The following is a 22669-nucleotide window of genomic DNA, read 5'->3' as shown; positions in this document are numbered from 1 at the left end:
CTCCCTCAGGGCAGTTGCTCGATCTGCGTGGGCGCCTCGGTCCGGATGACCCCGATCTCGCTGGTCACCGGCACGTCCGGGAAGCGGTCCGCGACGCGGCGGACGATCTCCTCCCGCCGGTGCGCGCTCTCCACCTCGCCGTAGAGGACGAGGCCGGTCTCCCGGCGGACGACGGTGATGCCCTGCTCGGCGACGGCGGGGTCCTCGGCGAGCAGCCGGTGGATCTCCGCCTCGATGTACTCGTCGGGTGGCCCGATACCGGTGCCGCGGTGCTGGGTCACGATGTCCCCTTCTCTGCCGGGGTGCCGGACTGCGGCACCACCTCCAGCCGGTCCAACAGCACGAGGAACGCCTCGGCGTACGGCGAGTGCTGCGTCTCCTTCCGTACCCGTTCCCAGTCGATCTGCTCCCGCAGCGAGCGGGCCAGCGGCAGGCCCCGGGCGAAGTCGCAGTAGTGCTGGGAGAAGCTGAGCAGCTTGTGGACCATCAGCTGCGTCGCCGAAAGCACCGGCATGTGGATCGCGTCGACCGGCCGCACCATCGTGTCCGCGAACGTCTCCTCCGTCACCGGTGTCTCGATGGGCCGGTGGATGAGGTCGACCATCCGCCCGTCGTCGTAGACCTTCACCAGCCAGTCCTCCGGCGGCCGCTCGGCCGTGAAGCCCGCCTCGACCAGCGCCTCCAGCGCCTTCTCGACGTCGGACTCCCGGATGAGGAAGTCGACGTCGTGCTCGCTGGAGTGGCCGCCGTGGGCGTACACGGCGAAGCTGCCGCCCAGTGCGAACGGGATGTCGGACTGCTTGAGCACGGCGGCGACCTTCTTGAGGGTGTGCAGAAGACTCTCGTCCCCGCGCTCGGCCATCTGGGTCTCCCGTCGGTCGTGAACTGGCGGTTGATTCCAACTTCGATACCCGGCATTCCGGTCGCCCACACCTGCGTCGGTGGCGGTTAGGTGCGAACACGGCATAACCGGGACATAGTGCCGGCCCGGAGAGCGTGGGTCCGATAGCCTGGGCAAGGTGGTGAGATCACTGCGGAGGCGCCGCCACCCGGGCCGGTTGCGCACCGTCGCCCTGATCGGCATCGACGGCTCGGGCAAGACCACCCAGGCGCACCGGCTCGCCGAGGAGCTCACCGCGGCCGGGCGCCCTGCCACCTACCACCGCAACGCCGGGGGCCGGCGCTGGCTCGGCCGGCTCGCCCACCGCCTCGGCCGTCCGGACGCGCAGCGGCTCGTCGGCCGCGACGGGTTGCTCGCGGTGGAGTCGGTGCTGCGCTGGCTCGCGATCGCCGCCGCGCTGGTCAGTTGCCTTCTCACCGGCCGGACGGCGGTGATGGACCGGTACGCCGCCTGCCAGTACGCCAGCATCCGCGCACACGGCGGGCACCGCTGGGAACGGCTTGCGCGCGCCGGCTACCGGGTCTTCCCGCGGCCGCAGGTGACGTTCCTGCTCGCCGTGGACCCGGCCGAGGCGTACCGGCGGATCGAGCGGCGGGGCACCGACCACGAGACGATGGGCTGGCTCACGGCCGCGGACACCGCCTACCGGGCGCTGCCGGAGTACCCGACCTTCGTCCTGGTCGACGCGGGCGCGTCGCCCGAGGAGGTGTCCCGGCAGATCCGCGACCACCTCGACGGCCTGTTCCCCGGTCGGCACGGGCCCGACCCGGCCGGCGACGGGTCACGGGACGCCCCGCCGGCCGGAGACGCGGGCGCGGAGTCGCTGGCGGCCCGGACCGGCCCGTGACGGCGGTCTCAGGCCCGGCCGTAGACCGGCACCGCCGCGCCGCTGGTCGGTGACGACTCGTCGGAGGCCAGGAACCGGATCACCGAGGCGATCTCCGCCGGGGCGACCCAGCGTGAGTGGTCGGCGTCCGGCTGGGCGGCCCGGTTGGCCGGGGTGTCGATGACGCTGGGCAGCACCGTGTTGCACCGCACACCGAAGCGGCGGTACTCGACGGCCACCGCGTTGGCGAAGGCGAGCACGGCCGCCTTGGCGGTGGCGTAGCCGGCCGCCCCGGGGAAGGGGTTGGTCGCCGCCCGGGCGGAGACGCACACCACCGCCCCGCCGCCGGCCGCCACGAGGTGCGGCAGCGCCGCCCGGGTGACCAGGTGGGTGGGGCGGAGGTTCGCCGTGAACATCCGCTCGAACTCCTCGACCGGGGTCTCGTGCACGAGGCCGCCGCTCGCGTACCCGCCGACCAGGTTCACGACGGCGCGCAACGGCGCCGACGGGTCGCCGGCGGCCGCCGCCACGGCCCGGGCGACGGACTCCGGGTCGGTGAGGTCCGCGACCGGCCGGTCCGCGTCGCCGGCCGCCGGGGCCGTCGGAGTCCCGCTCGGCCGCTGCGGTAAGACCACCCGCCAGCCCGCCTCCACGAAGGCGGCCGTGACCGCCCCGCCCAGCCCACCCGTGCCTCCGGTGACCAGCACACTGCGTCGCGCCATGCGGCACACGCTAGCGCCGCCCGCCTCCGGCGGTGGCCCGGGTGTCCCCGCGGGTGACGCCGGGTCGTCCGATCCCGGCCTGCCGGACCGGCCGCCCGTCGACGCCGTACGGTTGGACCTGGCCCGGATGCCCGCGCCGCGGGCCGCCCTCCGGGATGGTGGAGCCGGCCCGGCGGCTGACGCGTCGGCACCGTGGGGATGGCACGCTGTCCCGCGGGACGGAGTACGGCGGCGGTACTTTCCCCAACACGCGCAGTCATGGTTGACGCTCACGCCTCGTGAAAGTAAGTTTCATCCGTGGCGAAGAGTCCGAAGATTTCTGCGAGTCACGAGCCTGGTGGACTGATCGTCCACATCAGTGGCTTGCTCCCGTCGCTGTCGCCGGCCGAACAGCGGGTCGCCCGGTTGGTCGTCGCCGACCCGGCCGACGCCGCACGCCGGACGATCACGGATCTCGCCACCGCAGCCGAGACCTCCGAGGCGACCGTCATCCGGTTCTGCCGCTCGGTCGGCATGGACGGCTACCCGCAGCTACGCATCCGGCTCGCCGCCGAGGCCGCCCGCCGCGTGGAGCCCCCGGACGCCCGGGTGGTCGGCGGTGACATCCCGCCCGGCGCCGACCTGGCCCAGATCATCGCGACGATCGCCTTCAACGACGCCCGGGCCGTGGAGGAGACCGCCGAGCAGCTCGACCCGGCCGTCTGCGAGCAGGTGGTCGACGCGATCGCGGGCGCCGGCCGGATCGACGTCTACGGCGCCGGCGCGAGCGGCTTCGTGGCGTCGGACTTCCAGCAGAAGCTCCACCGCATCGGCCGCACCGCCTTCTACTTTCCGGACGTGCACACCGCGCTCACGTCGGCGGCGCTGCTGGGGCGGGGCGACGTGGCCGTCGGCATCTCGCACACCGGCACCACCTCCGACGTGATCGAGGTGCTCGAGCAGGCCCGCGCCCGCGGCGCCGCCACGGTGGCGCTCACCAACTTCCCGCGCTCCCCGATAACCGAGGTGGCCGACTTCGTGCTCACCACGGCGGCCCGGGAGACGACCTACCGCTCCGGAGCGATGGCGAGTCGCCTCGCCCAGCTCACCGTCGTCGACTGCCTCTTCGTCGGCGTGGCCGCCCGGAACCGGGCCCGGGCGAAGAAGGCCCTCGAGGTGACCGCCGAGGCCGTCCAGTCACACCGGGTGGGCGGCGGACGGAGGCGGGCATGACGGCCGGCGCCGTGGAGCCGGACGAGGTGTCGTCACCCGCACCGGCCGCCCGCCCGGCCGTCCGGGTGGGCGCCCCCACCGAACACCGCAACCCGCTCAGCGCCGATCTCGACCTGATGTCGACCCGGGACGTGCTCACGGTGATCAACGACGCGGACCGCCGGGTGCCGGCCGCGGTCGCCGAGGTGCTCGACGAGATCGCCGCCGCCGTCGACCTGGCCGTGGCGGCGCTGCGGGGCGGCCACCGGGTGCACTACTTCGGCGCCGGCACGTCAGGCCGGCTCGGCGTGCTCGACGCGGCCGAGCTGGCCCCCACCTTCAACTCACCCCGGGACTGGTTCTGCGCCCACCTGGCGGGCGGGCCGGACGCGGTCTGGCGGGCCGTCGAGGACGCCGAGGACGACGACCGGGGCGGCGCCGCCGACGCGGCCGACTGCGTACGCACCGGTGATCTCGTGGTCGGTTTGGCCGCGAGCGGGCGCACCCCGTACGTCCTGGGCGCGCTCGCCGCGTCCCGCGCCAAGGGCGCCGCGACGGTGCTGGTGTGCGCCAATCCGGAGGCGGAGGCGGCCGGCTCGGTGGACGTCTTCATCGGGGTGGACACCGGACCGGAGGTGGTCACCGGGTCGACCCGGATGAAGGCGGGCACCGCGCAGAAGCTGGTGCTCAACGCGTTCTCGACCGCTGTGATGGTCCGCCTGGGCCGGGTCTACTCGAACCTCATGATCGACATGGTGGCGACCAACGCCAAGCTCCGCGGCCGGATGATCTCGATCCTGGTGGAGGCGACGGGCTGCTCGGAGGAGGTGTCCCGGCGGGCGCTCACCGAGGCCGACGGCGACCTGAAGGTCGCCCTGGTGTCGCTGGTCTCCGGTGCCGGGATCCCGGCCGCACGCACCGCCCTGGCCCGTTCGGCCGACCAGGTACGCGGCGCCCTCGCCCTGCTCGCCCCCTGACCGCGCCGGCGACGTCCGTCACGTCCGCCCGCCAGCACGTCCTGATCAACGCCGGATCACCGGCGTCGGGTATCCGCCGTCCCGGGCCGCCCGGGGCCGGCGCAACGGAGATCACCCGGCCTTCCGTCAGGTGCCCGACTTTGATCTCCGGCCGCGCTCCCCGGGCCCGGGCATAGAACCGGGCAGCGGATTGTTCACCATGGCGCGGGGTAATACCGATCCCGTGGATGAACCGACCCGACCGCTGGTGCGTATTCGGCAGTGACCAGGATCGCACCAGGCTGGTGACCCGGGTCGCTGTCCCCACCGACGAGCGGTGTTGCCATTGAAGGGGCGGACGGCGATCCGTCGATCCACCGACCCCGTGCGTGGTGCCCATCGGCGAGCAACCCGGCGGGGAGCTGACAGCAAACATGGACCGTGCTCTCAGCTACTACTCAGGCATTCGTGACACTTTCGACTCACGACATGGAATCCCTGACACGTCTCATCTGTTGTGTAGGTGTCAGCACCGACGGGCACAGCGGAAGTTACGGGGGGCTGACGGACGTGGGGATGGCAAGGAACCGGGCAACCGGCGCGAGCGAGGGGACCGTGGGCAACGTGGACAAGAACATCGGCATGCGAACCGACGAGGTCGCCGAGGAGCGTGACCTGGTCGGCGTCTACCTGCACGAGATCTCCCGGACGCCACTGCTGGACGCCGCCAAGGAGGTCGACCTCTCCAAGGCGATCGAGGCCGGCCTCTACGCTGAGCACCTGCTCGACGAGGACCGCGTCCCCGCGGGTGTCGACCGGGACGAGCTGGAGCGGCTCGTCGTCGAGGGGGAGCGGGCGAAGGACCTCTTCATCCGCGCGAACCTGCGACTGGTCGTGTCGATCGCCCGCCGGTACGTGCGCTCGGGCATGCCCATGCTGGACCTGATCCAGGAGGGCAACACGGGCCTCGTTCGGGCGGTCGAGAAGTTCGACTACGAGCGCGGCTACAAGTTCTCCACCTACGCCACCTGGTGGATCCGCCAGGCGATCAGCCGGGCGATCGCCCAGCAGGAGCGCACCGTGCGGCTGCCGGTGCACCTGGTGGAGGACGTCAACCGGATGCGCAACGTGGCGCGCCAGCTCACCCGCGAGCTGGGCACCGACCCGGAGCCGGAGCAGATCGCGGCGGCCCTCGGCGTGACCGTCGAGCGGGTCAACGAGCTGGTCCGCTGGTCGCAGGACACCGTGTCGCTGGACACGCCGGTCGGCGACGACGGCGACACCAACCTCGGTGACCTGGTGGCCGACAGCGACGCCCCGTCGCCGGAGGACATCGTCCTGACCGGGCTGGAGCGGCAGCGCATCGAGGGCCTGCTCAACCACCTGGACGACCGCTCGGCCGGCATCATGCGGGCCCGCTACGGGCTGGAGGACGGCCGTGAGCACTCCCTCACCGAGGTGGCGTCGCGGTTCTCGCTCTCCCGTGAGCGGATCCGGCAGCTGGAGATCCAGGCCCTCGGCCGGCTCCGCGAGCTGGCCCGGGCGGAGGGGCTGCAGGCGGCCTGAGCTGGTAGTAATGACGAGGAACGGCCGGCGTCCGATAGGGGGACGCCGGCCGTTCCGCGTGCCGGGGGTCAGCGCACGCGACCGTAGCCGTGGATGGGCATCAGGTTCATGCCGCGCTTGAGCACGTTGCGGCCGGCGCTCGGCGCGTCGATCACCTGGCCGCCGCCGACATAGAAGGCGACGTGCCCGAGACCGCTGTAGAACACCAGGTCACCCGGGCGCAATTCGCCGCGGCCGATGTGGGCGACGGCGCCCCACTGCATCCGGGCGTTGTGCGGCAGGGATTTCCCGGCGGCCCGCCAGGCCGCCGAGGTGAGACCCGAGCAGTCGTAGCCGTCCGGCCCGGACCCGCCCCAGACGTACGGCTTTCCGATGGCGCCGTAGGCGTAGCGGACGGCGACGCCGGCCTGGCCGGACACGGCCGGAGCCTCCGCGGCGGCCTGCGCCCGGGGCGCGGACGGAGCCTCGGTCGCCCGACCGTACGCCTCGCGCCGCAGCTCGTAGAGCCTCGCGAGGTCGCGTTCGATACGCGTCTTCGTGGTGGCCAGCGTGCGGGCCTGGGCGGCCTGGCGCGCGAGCACGGTGTTCAGCCGGTTCTTCTCGTCGATGAGCCGGCGCTGGCTGGTCGTGAATCCGTCGATCCGTTCCTGGCGCTGCTGCGTCAGCCGATCGATGGTGCCGAGCCGGTCGATCAGGGCGGCCGACCCGCCGGGACGCAGCAGCGCGTCCGCGGTCCGCAGCCCACCCGTCTTGTACGCCGTCGCCGCGAACTCACCCAGGTCGGCCCGGCTCTGCGCGGCCTCCCGTTCGAGCGGGCCGATCCGCGACTGTAATCGGACCACCGCGGCCTCGTTCGCCTTGATGTCCTCGCGGATCTTGTTGTACGACTCCACGACCCGCTCCAGCTCGGCCGAGGACCGTTCGATCCGCCGGGTCAGGTCGGCGGGGGACGGTTCGGCGTGAGCCGCCGCCGCGGGGGCGACCAGAGCGGCCGACAGGCCGGCGACCGCCAGGGTGCGCAGCAGGTTGGTCTTCAGGGATGACAAGAGCGAAAGGCTCCTCTCCCACGGCCGCCGGTGGGTGCTGACGCCCCCGGCGACACCGGACCGGGGCCCTCCGGATGGTGGGCGCTGGGCCGGGCCGGCCCGCCCAACCTAACCCGGGACGGGAGTCGCCCGCAGTGGAAGACGGGACGAATGTTGGCAAAGTGGCGGGAAGCGTCCGCTGCGACGCGTGACCCACTGTGATCACCAACGAGGCGTCCACGCGGAGGACGCGCCAGGCTTGTCGCTTTTGTTCAGACAATGGCATTCGTCGTTCTGGGCGTATGCCGCCGGACAGCAACACGTGATAACCGACAAAGACGGAAATGGATTCCCATTCCTGGTCATGCCCCGCCCGCGTGCCTGGTCGGTGAGTCGGTTAAACGGCGGTCTTCGCTGGCAGGGCCACAACACAATGAACCCGCGGGGCCGGGATTCCCGTCGACCGGCATTGATGCCTCCGACGTCGACGGGCCGACCCGGCGAACCGCCGCGGGAGGAATGACGTGAATCCTGAAGGCGCGACCACACGGGTGCCGGGATCACCCAGGGTGACCGGCTCGAGGAACACGCTGCTCTACGCACGGCCCGGCATCATCGTGACGATCGACCGGTTCACCGTGGGCCGCAACACCTTCCGGGTCGCCCACCTGACCCACCTGCGCAGCACCCGCGGCCCCCACGACCGGATCGCCGTCCGGGCCGTGGCCACGAGCGGAGCGATGATCGGCGGAGTGGGCCTGCTGCTCGGCTTCAGCGGTGGGCTGCAACGGCTCACCGCCGGGGCGTACCTGATCTTCGGAGCGGTCCTGCTCGTGCCCGCGCTGCTCGCGCTGGCGGGCGACCGCTGGCGGCCGCCCGCGTACGAGTTGCGGGGCATCTACCGGGGCGAGGAGGTGCTGCTGTTCAGCACCGACGACGAACGGCAGTTCGGCCAGGTCACCCGGGCGCTCGTGCGGGCCCGGGAGATGAACCGGTACGGCGGCTGGAACGAGCCGCTGGCCTCGGTCGACCCCTGGCGACCGAGCCGCTGACCGGTCGGCGCCGGCCGGGCCGACCCCACCGGCGCCGACCGGCTCAGCCGGGATCGAACTGGGCCGCTTGTCAGCCGGCGACCGGCTCCGGGGTGCGCTCGGCGGGCCGGTGCAGCCAGTTCGTCACGCGCCGCTCGGCGTAGAAGGACACGAACGGCACCGTGCCCGCGAGCATCACGGCGAGCATCCGCTTCAGCGGCCAGTCCGCGCGGCGGCCCAGGTCGAAGGCGGCCACCAGGTAGACCATGTAGAGGAACCCGTGCGCCGGGCCGACGGTCTCCACGACGACCGGGTTGTCGAACGCGTACTTCAGCGGCATCCCGATCACGACCAGCACGATCAGCACCACACCCACGATCCAGGCGATCGCGCGGTACCGGGTAAGGGCTCCGCCCACCTCTGTCCGTCCTTCCGAACCCGGCTCAGCCGGGATAGTCACCGGGCTTCGCGCCCGGATTCGCGTTCAACCATGACAGGTAGCGGTTGTAGGCGGCCAGGTCGGCGTCCTCCGGACCGTCGGCCGCGGCCGGCACCCGGGCCACCCGGACCGGCCGGCGGACGACCGGACGCGCCGCCGGCCCGTCGGGCCCGCCGCCCGCGACGGCGGTCGGCTCGGGAGTGACGGCGACCTGCTCGACGGGCAGGACGCCGCCGCGCAGGGTGTGCCGCACCTCACGCCACCAGACGAAGACCACGAACCCCGCGAAGATCGGCCACTCGAATGCGTACGCCCAGCTGAGCGTGTTGCCGCCGGCGGCCCGGCTGATCTGCCACCAGCCCAGCGCGAGGAACGCGACGACCAGCACGACCGTGGCCACGTGGCGTGCGATCCACGCCGGGGTCCAGAGCCGCTTCATGGCATCGAGGGTACCGGGACGGGCGGCGCTCTCCGACGCGGTGTCGTAGTTGTCGCCGACGTGGCGTGGTTTGGTGGCACCCGCTGTGGGCAACCGTCTAGACGCCAGCCCAAACGAGACCAGGGGGGCGATGATGACCGGATCCGTACGACAGGACGGCTACCCGTCGAGCGGCGCGAGCGACGCCAGCCCGGAGGAGCGGGTCACCGAGTGGAGCGGCGACCACCTCGCCGACCCGGCCACCGCCGGCCCGGACCTGGACGGCGAGCTGGGCGTCGACCCCGGTGAGCTGACCGACGAGGACCTGATCCGCGAGATGCACAGCCTGCACCGCACCCGGCTGGACACGCTGCGGCACGCGTCCGACTCCGCGCTCGCCCACCACCTGCGTCGCACCGCGGAGCTGGAGACCGAGTACCTGGCCCGGCACCCGGGCCGCGAGGTCGACCCGAGCCGGCTGCGGGACGAGTGATGGCGCACGCCGAGCGCGGCATGTCCGCGCCACCGGAGGTCGTCTTCAACACCGCGACCGATCCGGCCCGGGCGTCCGCCTGGTTGCCCGCGCCGCTGCGCAGCGACGGCGCCCCGACGCCGGAGATCCGGGGCGAGGAGCTGAGCGCGCGGTGGCGCGCCCCCTCCCCGGCGGACCTCACGGCCGAGATCCGGGTGGGCCCGGAGGACTCCGGCGGCGCCCGCATCCGGTTCGACCTCGCCGGCGAGACCGGCCGTCCGGACGCCGACCGGCTGGCCACCGAGGCGCTGGACAACCTGGCCCGCGAGGTGGCCGACAACCTCCAGGCCGGCTGAGTCGGCGGCCGGTGGCCGCGCCGACCCCGCCACCCGACCGCGGGAGACGGCACGCCGCGCCGGCGGTGCGCCGGCGCGTAGGACGTGAGGAGCGAGGAGACCGGGTGACCCCCAACGGCTTGAAGCAGAAGGTGACGCGGCTGCGCCAGGCGTACGCGCCGCACGAACACCGCCCCCTCGGCGGCTACCTGGCGGCCATGGGCACGTACGCGGGCGTGACGGCGGCACTCGCCGGCGCGGCCCGGCTGACCGGGCGGCCGGTGCCGGAGCGTCCGGCTCCGTCCGACGTGGTGCTGCTGTCCATCGCCACGCACAAGTTGAGCCGCCTGCTGTCGAAGGACGCGGTGACCAGCCCGCTGCGCGCCCCGTTCACCCGCTACGACCGGCCGATCGGCAGCGGCGAGGTCATGGAGGAGGTGCGCGACTCGGGCAGCTCCACCCGGCACGCGATCGGGGAGCTGCTGAGCTGCCCGTTCTGCCTCGCCGTCTGGGTCGCCACCGGCCTCACCGGCGGCCTGGTGCTGGCTCCGCGGCTGACCCGCCTGGTGGCCACGGCGCTCACGGCGGTGGCCGCGTCCGACTTCCTCCAGATGGGGTACGCGGTGGCCCAGCAGGCCGCCGAGGGCGGCGGCCACGAGGAGGACTAGACCCCGACCACGCGGAAGGGCCGGCGACCCGCGCCGGCCCTTCCGTACGTCTGGTGCTCAGGTCGGTGTGGTGCCGTGGTCCTCACCGGCCCAGCCGCGGGACCGCTCCGGCTCCCGCTCGCCCTCGTCGGCGCCGGTCACCACGTCGCGGTCGACCGCCGTCCGCTCGTGCTCGTTGGCGAAGTCCGGGTCGGGCAGGGTGTCCACACCCTCCGGGGGCTGTCCCAACGCCGGGACGTTCTCGTGCTGCTCCTCGTGGCGGGCCATGGCGCTCTCCTCTCACCGGGGGCTGCGGGGGTTCGGCTCAGGTGACCGAGCCGCCGAGCAGGTCCGCGGCCTCGTCGACCGAGTACTCCCCCTCGGGCAGGGCGGCGATGCGGGTGAGCCAGTCCGCGGGAAGCTCCGCGGCCACCGCCCGGCGGTAGATCGTCGCCTGGGTGACCCGCTCCTGGCCGTGGTACAGGTCTTCGAGCAGGTCGTCGAGGCGGCGGGTGTCGGTCTCGTCGGTCACGGGTGCGTCGTCGGTCACGCCGATCAGCTACCCCGGCCGAAAAGGGCCAAACGCCCACCCACCCCCGGAACCCGTCCCCCGCCCGCCCGCCCGCCCACCCGCCCCTCACCCCGGTGATCAAGAGGTTTGCGTCAGATCCGGCGGCTTCCGAGACGCAAAGCTCTTGATCACGAGGGTGGACCGGCGAGGGCGGACGGGGAGGGGGTCAGGCTGGGGTTGGGAGGGTGGCGCGGCGGGCGCGGACGGCCTTGGCCAGCTGGTCGAGGACGTCCGCCGTGGTGTCCCAGCCCATGCAGGCGTCGGTGACGGACAGGCCGTACTCCAGCTCGCGGGTCGGGTCCAGGTCCTGACGGCCGGGCTGGAGGAACGACTCCAGCATGATGCCGACGATGCCGCGCTGGCCGGCCGCGAGCTGCGCGGCCACGTCGGCGGCCACCAGCGGCTGGTTGCGGTGGTCCTTGCCGCTGTTGGCGTGGCTGGCGTCGACGACCACCCGCTCCGGCAGGCCGGCCGCCCGCAGCAGGTCGAGCGCCCCGGCCACCGATTCGGCGTCGTAGTTGGGCCGGCCGCCGCCACCGCGCAGCACGAGGTGGCCGTCCGCGTTCCCGCGCGTGTGCATGATCGCCGGGGTGCCGGACACGTCGATGCCGGGGAAGACGTGCGGTACGCCGGCCGCGCGGATCGCGTCCACCGCCGTGCTGATGCTGCCGTCCGGGCGGTTCTTCATCCCGATCGGCATGGACAGCCCGGAGGCGAGCTGTCGGTGTACCTGGCTCTCGACCGTCCGGGCCCCGATGGCGCCCCAGCCCACCGTGTCCGCGATGTACTGCGGCGTGATCGGGTCGAGGAACTCGCAGCCCACGGGCAGGCCGAGGCGCAGCACGTCGAGCAGGAGCGCCCGGGCCAGCCGCAGGCCCGTGTTCACGTCGCCCGAGCCGTCCAGCCCGGGGTCGTTGATGAGGCCCTTCCAGCCGACCGTCGAGCGCGGCTTCTCGAAGTAGACCCGCATCACGATGAGCAGGTCGTCGGCGAGCCGATCGGCGGCCTCGCGCAGCCGTCGGGCGTAGTCCAGGGCGGCGGCCGGGTCGTGCACCGAGCACGGCCCGACGACCACCAGCAGGCGGTCGTCGGCGCGGTCGAGCACCTTGGCGACCGCGCGCCGGTCGGCCAGTACGGCCGAGGCGAGCGAGTCGTCCAGGGGCAGCTCGTGGTGCAGCAGGGCCGGGGTGGTCAGCGGCACGACGCGGTCGATCCGCTGGTCGCTGACCCGGTCGGTCTCCGGGGTCGTCACGGTGGGCATCCTTTCGCCGACCGCGCCGGGGCCGGTGCCCGGGTCGAGCCGGCTGCTCGTACGCGAAAGGGCAGGAACCCGAGGCCCTGCCCTTGCCGGCTCGAAGAGAGGTGACGTCAGATCATGGTGAAGTCACCGGCTCCTCCAGCCGGCTGCCTAAACCATCGATACGACCGCGTCACGGGGGCCAGCCTACCCGACGGATCCGGTCGGTCACACCCCGACGCCGCGGACGCCACCCCGCGGGCGGCGCGGGCGTGCCGGCGGCGGGGCCGGGGTATGAGGGGTGCCATGAGCGACGAGCACAGCGAGCCCGACCGTGTCGAGACCCGGTCGCACCTGCTGCCCGAGGAGGCGGTGGTCGGGAGCGACGACCCGGAGGCGCAGGCCGAGGCGATCCTCACCGAGTCGGACGACCGGGAGGACCGGAACATGGCGCCCGACACGGTGCTGGAGCACCGCACCTCGGATCAGACCGTGACCCCGAGCGAGCCGCCGGACTGAGCCGAGGCGCCGCGGGCCGCGCGGGACCCCCGGTAGGTCTGGTCCCGCAGCCACGCCAGCGGTCCGGTCGCGCGCAGCCCGGCCGGCACGTTGCCGATCGGGTCGAACGCCAGGGCGGCGTCCTGCCGGGCGCTGAGCTGGTCGCCGACGCTGACCTCGCCGAGCGGTCGCCACGGTCCCACGGCGGAGGCGACGGCGAGCACCAGGCGGGGCTCGCCCGTCCGGGCCGCGGTGGCCACCTGCGCGAGGCTGCGGCCGAGGTCCGGCGACTCCGGGTCGGCGAGCAGGCCGAGCCACACCCGGCGGCGGGCCGTCCGCAGCGGCGTGACCGTGCTGTACGTCCCCGCGAAGCGCCGCCGGGGCAGCGACATCGCCCGCAGCAGCGGTGGCGCCGCGCTGGAGCCGACCAGCAGGTCGAACGGGCCGGCGGCGTGCAGCCGCACCGCCAGCCCGAGCACGTCCGGCCAGCTCCCCGGTGTCGACAGGCCCTTGGAGAAGCGGATGGTCGCCGGGTACCGGCCCGGCTGGTCGAGCAGGGCGACACCGGTCGGCGGGCCGGGCGTACCCCAGATCGTCACCTCGCCGGTGAACGAGCGGCCGTCGGGGTGGAACAGCCGGGCCCGCCGCAGGCGGGCCAGGACGGCGGAGGCGCGGCGGACAGCGGCGGCCGCGCGCGCCGCGGCGCCGGGCGCGGACGGGCGGACGGTGGGCGCGGACATGGACCCCCCGTACCCGGGCACGCGCCGTCAATGCGCCGGGCCGCACCGGCTCGCCCGACGCCCGCGCGTCCCCTTTCCGCCTGCGCGATCGGATAGCGTCGTCCCATGCCCGACAGCGGTTACCCCTGGCCCATCGAGACGACCCGACTGGACAACGGCCTGCGCGTGGTGGTGAGCGAGGACCGCACCGCGCCGGCGGTCGCGGTGAACCTCTGGTACGACGTCGGCTCCCGGCACGAGCCGCAGGGGCAGACCGGCTTCGCCCACCTCTTCGAGCACCTGATGTTCGAGGGCTCGGTGAACGTCGCGAAGACCGAGCACATGAAGTTGATCCAGGGCTCCGGCGGCTCGCTCAACGCCACCACCAACCCGGACCGGACCAACTACTTCGAGACGGTCCCGGCCGAGCACCTCGAACTGGCCTTCTGGCTCGAGGCTGACCGGATGGGCGGCCTGGTGCCGGCGCTGACCCAGGAGACGCTGGACAACCAGCGGGACGTGGTCAAGAACGAGCGCCGCCAGCGCTACGAGAACGTGCCGTACGGGGACGCCTGGCTGCGGCTGCTGCCCCTGCTCTACCCGCCGGGCCACCCGTACCACCACGCCACGATCGGTTCGATGGCCGACCTGAACGCCGCCGACCTCGCGACCTTCCAGGCGTTCCACCGGACCTACTACGCGCCCAACAACGCGGTGCTCACCGTGGTCGGCGACGCCTCGGCCGCCGAGGTGTTCGCGCTGGCCGACAAGTACTTCGGCGGCATTCCGGCGCGCGCGGACATCCCGCCCGCGCCGGACGGCCGGACGGTCCCGGCCACCGGGCGGCCCGCGGTCGAGACGGTCACCGCCGAGGTGCCGGCTCCCCGGGTGTACGTGGCGCACCGCACCCACCCGTTCGGCAGCGCCGGCTACGACGTGGTGACGGTGCTGGCCGCCGTGCTGGGCAGCGGCCGGGGCAGCCGGCTCTACCAGCGGCTCGCCGACGGCGAACGGATCGCCCAGCCGGACCTGGTCGGGGCGTACGGGGTGGACCTGGCGCACGCGCCCGCGCCGCTGATCGCGACCGCGACCGCCCGTCCCGGTGTCGGCGCCGAGCGGCTCGCCGCCGGGCTGCACGCCGTGGTGGACGAGCTGGCCACCGTTCCGGTCACCGCCGCCGAGCTCGACCGCGCCAAGGCGCTGCTCAGCACGGCGTGGTGGCGCCAGATGTCCACCGTGGACGGCCGCGCGGACACGCTCGGCCGGTACGCCACCCAGTTCGGCGACCCGGCCAAGGCCGCCGAGCGGCTGCCCGCCTGGCTCGCGGTGACCGCCGAGCAGATCGCCGAAGCCGCCGCCGAGGTCCTCGCCGCCGACGACCGGGTGACCCTGACCTACCTCGCCGAGGAGAAGCCATGACGCTGATCACCGCCCGCCCCGGGCCGGGCGCCGCCCGCCCGTACCGGTTCCCGCCGGTGGTCCGCCGCACCGTGGCCGGCGGTCGGGTGGTCGCCGCGCACCTGCCCGGGCAGAACCTCGCCGTGGCGCTGCTGCTGCTCGACGCCGGCGCCGAGCGGGAGCCCGTCGGCAAGGAGGGGCTCGGCGGGGTGCTCGCGAAGGCGCTGGAGGAGGGCACCGCCCAACGTGACGCGGCCGCGTACGCGCTCGCCGTCGAAGGGCTCGGCACCGAGCTGGTCGCGGGGCTGGACTGGGACTCGTTCCAGGTCAGCGTGCAGGTGCCGGTGGACCGGCTGAACGCCGCCGTGGAACTCCTCGCCGAGGCGGTCCGCACGCCCCGGCTCGACCCCGCCGACGTCGCCCGGGTGCGGGACGACGAGGCGACGGCGCTGCGGATGGACTGGGCCAACCCGGGCCCGCGGGCCGACGCGGCGCTGCGCGCCGACCTGTTCGGCGCGGAGAACCGCTGGGGCCGCCCGATGTACGGCGACCCGGACTCGGTCGCCGGCCTCGACGTCGAGGACGTGCGGGTCTTCCACTCCGAGTGGTTCATCCGGCCGGGCACCCTCATCGTGGCCGGCGACCTGGACCGCGTCGACCTGGACGCGCTCGCCGCCGCGGCGTTCGCCGGCACCGGTGGCGGCCCGGTCGAGCGGGGCGGCCCGATCCAGACGCCGCCGCGCGCCGAGCGGCGGATCATCCTGGTCGACAGGCCCGGCTCGGTGCAGTCCACGCTGCGGCTGGGGCACCCGTCCCCGCACCGCGCCCACCCCGACCACGTGCCCATGACGCTCGCCGGCACCGTGCTCGGCGGCGCCTTCACCTCCCGGCTCAACCACCTGATCCGCGAGGTACGCGGCTACACGTACGGCATCCGGGGCGACTTCGCCTCGTCGCGGCGGTTCGGCCGGTTCGCCGTCAGCTCCGGGGTGCAGACGGCCGTCACCGCCCCGGCCCTGGTCGAGTCGGTCGGCGAGATCGCCCGTACGCAGAGCGGCGGCGTCACCGAGGAGGAACTGGCGGTCGCCCGCTCCTGGCGGGCCGGGCAGCTGTCGGTGGAACTGCAGACCCCGCGCGCCATCGCCTCGGCCCTGACCACGCTCGTGGTGCACGACCTGCCGGACGACTACCACGCGCGGCTGCGCGAGGCGCTGCTCGCCGCCGACGTGGAGCAGGTGAGCGCCGCGGCCGCGGCCCACCTGCACGCGGATTCGCTCACCCTCGTCGTGGAGGGCGACGCCGCCGTGATCCGGGACGAACTCGCGGCCAGCGGTCTCGGCGACATCGTCGACGTGGCGCCCGGGTCCCGCCGCTGAACCACCCGCCGGGGTGTCCGAGGTGTCGGGCACCCCGGCGGTGGGCGCGGTGTGATCTCGGTCGCGTCGCGGCCCCCGGCGAAGGGCGGCCGTGCGGCGCCGGGCCGCCCGGTCCGGCCGGCGATGCTCCGGCGGGACGCCGTGGTGGCCCGCCAATCTTCCGTGGCTCGGCGTCGCCGGGCGGTTTCGTTGCGGGCGGGCGATGGTGGCGGGGCTCCGCCGGGACCGGCCGCGGTCTGTGACGCCGGGCGCGGGCGGTGGGAAAGCCTTCCCGGTCGGAGGGTCGGCGTAGGTAGCCTCGCGGGCATGAGGATCGGCATTGTGGGGGCCACCGGCCAGGTCGGTGGCGTGATGCGGCAGGTGCTGGCGGAACGGGAGTTTCCGGCGGAGCAGGTGCGGTTGTTCGCCTCGGCCCGGTCGGCGGGTCGCACGCTGCCCTGGCGGGACGGCGAGGTCACCGTGGAGGACGCGGCCACCGCCGACTACTCCGGGCTCGACATCGCCCTCTTCTCGGCCGGCAAGGGCACCGCGAAGGAGCTGGCTCCCCGGGTCGCCGCGGCCGGCGCCGTGGTGATCGACAACTCCTCGGCGTTCCGGATGGACCCGGACGTGCCGCTGGTCGTCGCCGAGGTCAACCCGCACGCCGCCGCCGTACGCCCGAAGGGCATCATCGCCAACCCGAACTGCACCACGATGGCCGCCATGCCGGTGCTGCGCCCGCTGCACGCGGAGGCCGACCTGGTCGGCCTCGTGGTCTCGACCTACCAGGCGGTCTCCGGCGCCGGCCTGGCCGGTGTCGCCGAGCTGGACGAGCAGGTGCGCAAGGTCGCGGAGCACGCCGCGGGGCTCGCCTTCGACGGCGCGGCCGTGGAGTTCCCCGCGCCGCGCGCGTTCGCCCAGCCGGTCGCGTTCAACGTGCTGCCGCTCGCCGGGTCGATCGTCGACGACGGCTCCTTCGAGACGGAGGAGGAGCAGAAGCTCCGCAACGAGAGCCGCAAGATCCTCGAGATTCCCGGGCTCCCGGTCTCCGGCACCTGCGTCCGCGTCCCGGTCTTCACCGGCCACTCCCTGCAGATCAACGCCCGGTTCGCCCGGCCGATCAGCCCGCGGCGGGCCCGGGAGCTGCTCGACGGCGCACCCGGCGTGGTGCTCGCCGACGTCCCCACGCCGCAGCTCGCGGCCGGCCGGGACCCGGTGTACGTCGGGCGCATCCGGGCCGACGAGACCGTGGCGCACGGGCTGGCCCTCTTCTGCTCGAACGACAACCTGCGCAAGGGCGCCGCGCTCAACGCCGTGCAGATCGCCGAGCTGGTCGCCGCCGAGCGCCGCTGAACGCCGCCGCGCCGCACCGGGTCCCGGCCCGCGCCGCCGCGCGCCGGGCTCGCGCCTCCGGGCGCGGCCCGGCGGCGGCCGGCCAACCCGGCCGGCCCGGCCCGGCGTGTATGGATCGGAGATTGGATCGTGCGAGGTGGAGGACGTCGTGGCCGATGAGCGTACGCAGCAGGCGTTGACGGACCTGGTGGCCTGCGGCCGGCTGGGCGTGCTGGCGACCATCAAACGGGACGGGCGGCCGCAGCTGTCCAGCGTGAATTACGCGTTCGACCGGGACGCGGGCGTCATCCGCGTCTCGTTGACCGCCGACCGGGCCAAGACCGCCAACCTCCGCCGGGACCCGCGCGCCAGCTTCCACGTGAGCAGCGCCGACGGCTGGGCGTACGCGGTGGTCGAGGCACGCGCCGAGCTGACCCCGGTCGCCGCGGACCGGACCGACGCCACCGTGGAGGAGCTGATCGGGCTCTACCGGTCGGTCCAGGGCGAACACCCCGACTGGGACGACTACCGGCGGGCCATGGTCGACGATCGTCGCCTCGTACTGCGGATGCACGTCGAGCGCATCTACGGCCTGCCGCCGCGCGGCTGACCACTCGGCGGCCGGCCGTCGCCGCCCCCTGCGGCGAGGACGTCCCCGACGCGCGCACGCTCCCGGGCGGGACGGCGGCGCTTCTTCCGGCTGGAGCGGGCCCGTGGGGTGTTCGGGCTGTTCGCGTTCGGTGGGGCCGGCCTGGTGGGGTTCCTGGCCAGCCCTCCCGTCGCGCTCGGGATCTTCCTGTTCCTGCCGGTGTTCTCCGCGACGTCCGTCGTCGGCCTGGACCAGGTCCGTGGCCGGTTGCGCCGGCGCCGGTCCCGCTGACGAGGGTCGCGCCGGCGCCGGCGCCGGCGCCGGCGCCGGCCGGTCGGCCCGCCGGCCGGTCGGCCCGCCGGCCGGTCGGCCCGCCGGCCGGTCGGCCCGCCGGCCGGGCGGACCCGAACGCGTGGCGGCCGGCGTTACCCCGTCGGGGGTGCCGGGTAGACGGCCGTGCCGACACCGAGAGGGGGCACCATGACAACGGTCGGTGAGTTCATGACGACCCGGTTGGTGACGATGAGCGGCGACGACACGCTCACCGCGGCGGCCCAGGAGATGCGCGACAGTGCGATCGGGGACGTGGTGGTGACCGACGGCGGCAACGTGGTCGGCATCGTGACGGACCGGGACATCACGGTCCGGGCCGTGGCGGAGAACATGGACCCTGCCACCACCCGGCTCAACCAGATCACGTCCAAGGACGTGGTCACCGTGAGCCAGTACGACGACGCGGTGTCCGCCGCCGACCTGATGCGCACCTACGCGGTGCGGCGGTTGCCGGTGGTCGACGACGGTCGGCTCGTCGGGCTCGTCTCGATGGGTGACCTCGCCGTCGAGCGTGAGCCGCAGTCGGTGCTCGCCGACATCAGCGCCGACGACCCGAACAACTGACGTCCGCCGCGGACGTGCGCCGGCTCCCCCGGATCACCGGGGGAGCCGTCGCCTGTCGCGACCGTTCCCGCCGTACGGCGAGGAGCCTGCGCGGCGCCGGGACGCCAGCGGCCGGTGCCGACGCCATGGCAGCACGCGCCGGATCACCCGATGCGGGCGAGGTTGACGGCACGCCGGGCGGGGACCCGTCCTCCGACGCCGGCCGGGCCGTCTGGAGCGTCCGTATCCACCTCGGCCGGTCGGCACCGGGCGCGCGACCGGGAGGAGGGACCGGATGCTGGACGCCACCACGAGGTTCTTCGAGGAGATCGACCGGCGGGGGTACGAGCCGCGGCTGGCCAAGACCGCCGGGAAGCTCCGGCTCGACCTGCACGAGGGGCCGCAGACCACGCACTGGCTGCTGCACATCGACCACGGCCGGATCCAGGTGAGCCAGGAGGATCGTGAGGCCGACACGGTGATCGGGACCAGCCCGGCACTGTTCGAGGACATCGCCGCCGGCCGGGAGCACGGGATCGCGGCGATCCTGCGCGGTGACATGACGGTGGCCGGCGACGCCCGGTTGCTGGTGCAGGTGGAACGAATCTTTCCCGGCGACCCGGAGTCCCGCGGGCCCCGCCGACGGTTCCAGCGGGAGGTGCGCTGATGGCGGCGAGCGGCACGATCCGGATCCTGGACGGCAACACGTTCGTGGTCTCCGAGGACACCGGTGACATCGAGGCGACGCCCAGCGAGCCGACCGGCCTGTTCTCCCTGGACACGCGCTTCCTGTCCACGTGGGTGCTGAAGGTCAACGACGAGCGGCTCAACGCGCTCTCCTACGACGACCTCCAGTACTACGAGGCGCGGTTCTTCCTGGTCCCCGGCATGGCCACCCACTACATCGACGCGAAGCTGTCGATCATCCGGGAGCGGGCCGTCGGTGGCAGCTTCCGTGAGCAGATCACGATCCTCAACCACGACGAGAAGGCCGTCGACCTGGAGATCCGGATGGACGCCGGGTCGGACTTCGCCGACCTGTTCCAGGTCAAGGACGAGATCCTCAACAAGAAGGGCGAGATCTACAGCGAGGTCGAGCCCGACCGGCTGCGTCTGGGCTACCGGCGCGGCAACTTCGTCCGCGAGACGGTGATCTCCTCCTCCGCTCCGGCCCGGTACGACTCGCAGGGCTTCGCGTACACCATCCACCTGGAACCGAACGAGCAGTGGGAGACCCGGATCGACGTGGAGACTCTCGCCGTCGGGCCCGGCGGCCGGGACCTGCGGATCGGTGTACGGGCGCACGGCACCGAGCGACTCGCCCTCCAGCACGACCTGGAGAAGTGGATCCGGGAGGCCCCGAAGCTCAACAGCCAGCATGAGGATCTCGCGTCCACATACCGGCGCAGCCTCGTCGATCTCGCGGCCCTGCGCTTCTCACCGCTCTCGCTCGGCGGGGCGACCCTGCCCGCCGCCGGTCTGCCCTGGTTCATGACGATGTTCGGGCGGGACAGCATCCTGACCTGCCTCCAGACGCTGCCGTTCACCCCGGCGCTGTCGAAGACGACGCTGCGGATCCTGGCCTCGCTCCAGGGCACCCGCTTCGACGACTTCCGCGACGAGGATCCCGGCCGGATCCTGCACGAGATGCGGTACGGGGAGACCGCCGCGTTCGAGGAGCAACCCCACTCGCCGTACTACGGCTCGGTGGACGCCACCCCGCTGTTCGTGGTCCTGCTCGACGAGTACGAGCGGTGGACCGGGGACGTCGCGCTGGTCAAGGAGTTGGAGCAGGAGTCCCGGGCCGCGCTGCGGTGGGTCGACGAGTACGCCGACCTCGTCGGCAACGGCTACATCTGGTACGAGCGGCGCAACACGGACACCGGTCTGGAGAACCAGTGCTGGAAGGACTCCTGGGACTCCATCTCCTACTCCGACGGCCGGCTGCCGCCGTTTCCCCGGGCCACGTGCGAGGTGCAGGGGTACGCGTACGACGCCAAGGTCCGGGCCGCCCGGCTCGCCCGGGAGTTCTGGAACGACCCGGCGTACGCCGATCAGCTGGAGCGGGAGGCCGCGGAGCTGAAGCAGCGGTTCAACCAGGACTTCTGGGTGGACGACGGCGAGTACTTCGCCCTCGCGCTCGACCCCGACGGGCGTCAGTGCGACGTGCTCAGCTCCAACATCGGCCACCTGCTGTGGAGCGGGATCGTGGACCACGACCGGGCCGAGAAGATCGCCGGGCACCTGGTTGGTCCCCGGCTGTTCTCCGGCTGGGGTGTCCGTACGCTCGCCGAGGGGGAGATCCGCTACAACCCGATCGGCTACCACAACGGGACGATCTGGCCGTTCGACAACTCCTTCATCGCCTGGGGCCTGCGCCGCTACGGCTTCTCGGAGGAGGCGGCCACCATCGCGAGCGGCATCCTGGACGCGGCCACCTACTTCGACGGCCGGCTGCCCGAGGCGTTCGGCGGCTACCACCGGGACCTCACGAAGTTCCCCGTGGAGTACCCGACGGCGTGCAGCCCGCAGGCGTGGTCGACCGGTACGCCGCTGCTCCTGCTGCGCACCATGCTCGGCCTTGAGCCGCACGAGGGCCACCTGTCGGTCGACCCGCGGCTGCCCATCGGCATGGGCCGGATCGAGGTGCTGGACATCCCGGGCCGGTGGGGCCGGGTGGACGCCTTCGCCCGGGGCCGGCTGGACCTGCACCGGTTGACCGACTGAGAACTCCGCACCGCCGCCGGTCGCACCGGCGGCGGTGCGGCGTGCCGCCGCCCCGCGTCGGGCGGCTTCACGTCGAGTGCCGGTCGCCCGCGCGGGCCGCGTCGGGACCGGCCGGCGTGCCTCAGGCCGGCGGCAGGACCGTGTCGAGGAAGGCGGCGGTGACGGCGTGCAGGTCCGGCCGGTCCAGCGGCAGCGCGTGCCCGCCGTGGGTGATCCAACTGTGCACGGGGTGCCCGGCGGCGAGCAGCGCCCCGGTGAGCCCCACGGCCTGCGTCGCGGGCACGGACCGGTCGTCGACGCCCTGGACGAGCAGCACCGGCACCCGGTTGCCCACGTGCGTCGCCACGGTGGCGTCGAGGGTGGCCGGGTCGCCGGCCACGGGCGGGTGACCGATCAGGTCGGCGAACGGGTCGTCGCCGTCGCGCAGCCGCTTCCAGTCAGAGCCCAACGGGTCCACCGGCGGCCAGTACGCCAGCGCGCCCGCCACGTCGTGCGGCTCGTCGACGCCGCGCAGCGCCAGGTGCAGCGCGAGCATCCCCCCGGCGGAGTCGCCGGCCACCAGCAGCGGAAGACCTCCCGCCTCCGCCCGGGCCCGCCGGGCGGCGGCGCGTACGTCGTCGAGCTGGGCCGGCCAGTGCGCCTCGTGCACGAACCGGTAGGTGGTCGGCACCACCCGCAGCCCGTGCGCGGCGAGCGCCGCGCCGTCCTCGCTCGAGCGGGCGCGCCAGCCCCCGCCGTGGATCCAGAGCACCACACCGCGTTCCGTCATGCGGCCATCGTGCTGCGCGTCGCCATCGACGACCAGGGTGATCCTCTGAGGGCAGAAACACGTTCAGGT

28 protein-coding genes are annotated in these 22669 nt (G+C 73.6%); 17 read left to right on the top strand and 11 right to left on the bottom strand.

The window, feature by feature from the left end; all coding sequences use genetic code 11:
- Positions 1-5 precede the first annotated feature (5 nt).
- Positions 6-281, bottom strand: coding sequence for a hypothetical protein (locus D7193_RS17070; protein WP_241563154.1), 276 nt, complete (start codon positions 279-281; stop codon positions 6-8).
- On the bottom strand, positions 278-967 hold the full coding sequence (locus tag D7193_RS17065) for a nucleotidyltransferase (RefSeq protein WP_338324092.1): 690 nt from the start codon (positions 965-967) through the stop codon (positions 278-280). The genes D7193_RS17070 and D7193_RS17065 overlap by 4 nt, the downstream gene beginning before the upstream one ends.
- 52 nt (positions 968-1019) lie before the next feature.
- On the opposite strand from D7193_RS17065, the gene D7193_RS17060 reads away from it, so the two are divergent.
- The gene (locus tag D7193_RS17060) at positions 1020-1748 is read left to right on the top strand and encodes a dTMP kinase (RefSeq protein ID WP_120780526.1); all 729 of its coding nucleotides are present in this window, start codon (positions 1020-1022) and stop codon (positions 1746-1748) included.
- Positions 1749-1756: 8 nt separating this feature from the next.
- Here the strand turns inward: D7193_RS17060 and D7193_RS17055 are convergent, their stop codons facing one another.
- Positions 1757-2449: an SDR family oxidoreductase gene (locus tag D7193_RS17055; RefSeq protein WP_120780525.1), complete on the bottom strand. Its 693-nt coding sequence runs from the start codon at positions 2447-2449 to the stop codon at positions 1757-1759.
- Between the two features lie 297 nt (positions 2450-2746).
- Here D7193_RS17055 and D7193_RS17050 point away from each other — a divergent pair, with 297 nt between their 5' ends.
- From D7193_RS17050 to D7193_RS17040, 3 genes are all read left to right on the top strand, one after another.
- Complete coding sequence (locus D7193_RS17050; protein ID WP_120780524.1) at positions 2747-3661, top strand: MurR/RpiR family transcriptional regulator; 915 nt, start codon at positions 2747-2749, stop codon at positions 3659-3661.
- Entirely contained in the window at positions 3658-4617 is a 960-nt protein-coding gene (murQ, locus tag D7193_RS17045; RefSeq protein WP_120780523.1) for an N-acetylmuramic acid 6-phosphate etherase, read from the top strand. Before D7193_RS17050 ends, murQ begins: the two co-directional genes overlap by 4 nt.
- Positions 4618-5172: 555 nt before the next feature.
- Positions 5173-6162, top strand: coding sequence for a sigma-70 family RNA polymerase sigma factor (locus tag D7193_RS17040; RefSeq protein ID WP_174242655.1), 990 nt, complete (start codon positions 5173-5175; stop codon positions 6160-6162).
- A 68-nt stretch (positions 6163-6230) separates the two neighbouring features.
- Here D7193_RS17040 and D7193_RS17035 read toward each other — a convergent pair whose 3' ends face one another.
- A complete protein-coding gene (locus tag D7193_RS17035) occupies positions 6231-7208 on the bottom strand; it encodes a C40 family peptidase (protein WP_120780521.1) in 978 nt (325 codons plus the stop codon).
- Between the two features lie 548 nt (positions 7209-7756).
- On the opposite strand from D7193_RS17035, the gene D7193_RS17030 reads away from it, so the two are divergent.
- On the top strand, positions 7757-8239 hold the full coding sequence (locus tag D7193_RS17030) for a DUF6232 family protein (RefSeq protein ID WP_241563152.1): 483 nt from the start codon (positions 7757-7759) through the stop codon (positions 8237-8239).
- Between the two features lie 70 nt (positions 8240-8309).
- Here the strand turns inward: D7193_RS17030 and D7193_RS17025 are convergent, their stop codons facing one another.
- Together D7193_RS17025 and D7193_RS17020 are read right to left on the bottom strand one after the other, a co-directional pair.
- Entirely contained in the window at positions 8310-8636 is a 327-nt protein-coding gene (locus D7193_RS17025) for a DUF3817 domain-containing protein (protein WP_120780519.1), read from the bottom strand.
- Positions 8637-8661: 25 nt separating this feature from the next.
- Entirely contained in the window at positions 8662-9096 is a 435-nt protein-coding gene (locus D7193_RS17020; protein WP_120780518.1) for a hypothetical protein, read from the bottom strand.
- A 130-nt stretch (positions 9097-9226) separates the two neighbouring features.
- On the opposite strand from D7193_RS17020, the gene D7193_RS17015 reads away from it, so the two are divergent.
- From D7193_RS17015 to D7193_RS17005, 3 genes are all read left to right on the top strand, one after another.
- Positions 9227-9568, top strand: coding sequence for a DUF6158 family protein (locus D7193_RS17015; RefSeq protein ID WP_120780517.1), 342 nt, complete (start codon positions 9227-9229; stop codon positions 9566-9568).
- Positions 9568-9903: a hypothetical protein gene (locus D7193_RS17010; protein WP_120780516.1), complete on the top strand. Its 336-nt coding sequence runs from the start codon at positions 9568-9570 to the stop codon at positions 9901-9903. The genes D7193_RS17015 and D7193_RS17010 overlap by 1 nt, the downstream gene beginning before the upstream one ends.
- A 104-nt stretch (positions 9904-10007) precedes the next feature.
- The gene (locus tag D7193_RS17005; RefSeq protein ID WP_120780515.1) at positions 10008-10550 is read left to right on the top strand and encodes a DUF1360 domain-containing protein; all 543 of its coding nucleotides are present in this window, start codon (positions 10008-10010) and stop codon (positions 10548-10550) included.
- 57 nt (positions 10551-10607) lie between these two features.
- On the opposite strand, the gene D7193_RS17000 is transcribed toward D7193_RS17005, so the two are convergent.
- The 3 genes from D7193_RS17000 to D7193_RS16990 form a co-directional block, all read right to left on the bottom strand.
- Entirely contained in the window at positions 10608-10817 is a 210-nt protein-coding gene (locus D7193_RS17000) for a hypothetical protein (RefSeq protein ID WP_120780514.1), read from the bottom strand.
- Between the two features lie 37 nt (positions 10818-10854).
- Positions 10855-11088 carry a hypothetical protein gene (locus tag D7193_RS16995; protein WP_377456127.1) on the bottom strand — a complete coding sequence of 78 codons (234 nt, stop codon included), beginning with the start codon at positions 11086-11088 and terminating at the stop codon, positions 10855-10857.
- A gap of 178 nt (positions 11089-11266) precedes the next feature.
- Positions 11267-12361, bottom strand: a complete 1095-nt coding sequence (locus tag D7193_RS16990) for a 3-deoxy-7-phosphoheptulonate synthase (RefSeq protein ID WP_120780512.1) — start codon at positions 12359-12361, stop codon at positions 11267-11269.
- Between the two features lie 282 nt (positions 12362-12643).
- Between D7193_RS16990 and D7193_RS16985 the strand changes: the two genes are divergently transcribed.
- The gene (locus D7193_RS16985) at positions 12644-12856 is read left to right on the top strand and encodes a hypothetical protein (protein ID WP_120780511.1); all 213 of its coding nucleotides are present in this window, start codon (positions 12644-12646) and stop codon (positions 12854-12856) included.
- On the opposite strand, the gene D7193_RS16980 is transcribed toward D7193_RS16985, so the two are convergent.
- Positions 12823-13575: a phosphodiesterase gene (locus D7193_RS16980; RefSeq protein WP_120780510.1), complete on the bottom strand. Its 753-nt coding sequence runs from the start codon at positions 13573-13575 to the stop codon at positions 12823-12825. The two genes, D7193_RS16985 and D7193_RS16980, sit on opposite strands and share 34 nt — an antisense overlap.
- Before the next feature lie 105 nt (positions 13576-13680).
- Here D7193_RS16980 and D7193_RS16975 point away from each other — a divergent pair, with 105 nt between their 5' ends.
- From D7193_RS16975 to D7193_RS16945, 8 genes are all read left to right on the top strand, one after another.
- Positions 13681-14973 carry a M16 family metallopeptidase gene (locus D7193_RS16975; protein ID WP_120780509.1) on the top strand — a complete coding sequence of 431 codons (1293 nt, stop codon included), beginning with the start codon at positions 13681-13683 and terminating at the stop codon, positions 14971-14973.
- Positions 14970-16328: a M16 family metallopeptidase gene (locus D7193_RS16970; RefSeq protein WP_120780508.1), complete on the top strand. Its 1359-nt coding sequence runs from the start codon at positions 14970-14972 to the stop codon at positions 16326-16328. Before D7193_RS16975 ends, D7193_RS16970 begins: the two co-directional genes overlap by 4 nt.
- 306 nt (positions 16329-16634) lie before the next feature.
- A complete protein-coding gene (locus D7193_RS16965) occupies positions 16635-17660 on the top strand; it encodes an aspartate-semialdehyde dehydrogenase (protein WP_120780507.1) in 1026 nt (341 codons plus the stop codon).
- Between the two features lie 148 nt (positions 17661-17808).
- Positions 17809-18249: a PPOX class F420-dependent oxidoreductase gene (locus D7193_RS16960; RefSeq protein ID WP_120781334.1), complete on the top strand. Its 441-nt coding sequence runs from the start codon at positions 17809-17811 to the stop codon at positions 18247-18249.
- A 108-nt stretch (positions 18250-18357) separates the two neighbouring features.
- Positions 18358-18519, top strand: coding sequence for a hypothetical protein (locus D7193_RS33480; protein ID WP_158674819.1), 162 nt, complete (start codon positions 18358-18360; stop codon positions 18517-18519).
- Between the two features lie 189 nt (positions 18520-18708).
- Positions 18709-19125, top strand: a complete 417-nt coding sequence (locus D7193_RS16955) for a CBS domain-containing protein (RefSeq protein ID WP_120780506.1) — start codon at positions 18709-18711, stop codon at positions 19123-19125.
- 274 nt (positions 19126-19399) lie between these two features.
- Complete coding sequence (locus D7193_RS16950) at positions 19400-19771, top strand: SCP2 sterol-binding domain-containing protein (RefSeq protein ID WP_120780505.1); 372 nt, start codon at positions 19400-19402, stop codon at positions 19769-19771.
- Complete coding sequence (locus D7193_RS16945) at positions 19771-21831, top strand: amylo-alpha-1,6-glucosidase (RefSeq protein WP_120780504.1); 2061 nt, start codon at positions 19771-19773, stop codon at positions 21829-21831. Before D7193_RS16950 ends, D7193_RS16945 begins: the two co-directional genes overlap by 1 nt.
- A gap of 121 nt (positions 21832-21952) precedes the next feature.
- Here the strand turns inward: D7193_RS16945 and D7193_RS16940 are convergent, their stop codons facing one another.
- Complete coding sequence (locus D7193_RS16940; protein ID WP_120780503.1) at positions 21953-22600, bottom strand: alpha/beta hydrolase; 648 nt, start codon at positions 22598-22600, stop codon at positions 21953-21955.
- Positions 22601-22669 lie beyond the last annotated feature (69 nt).

The sequence above is a fragment of the Micromonospora costi genome (genome assembly GCF_003626655.1).
Classification (GTDB): Bacteria; Actinomycetota; Actinomycetes; order Mycobacteriales; family Micromonosporaceae; genus Micromonospora; species Micromonospora costi.
This window is presented reverse-complemented; position numbering and strand designations above follow the sequence as displayed.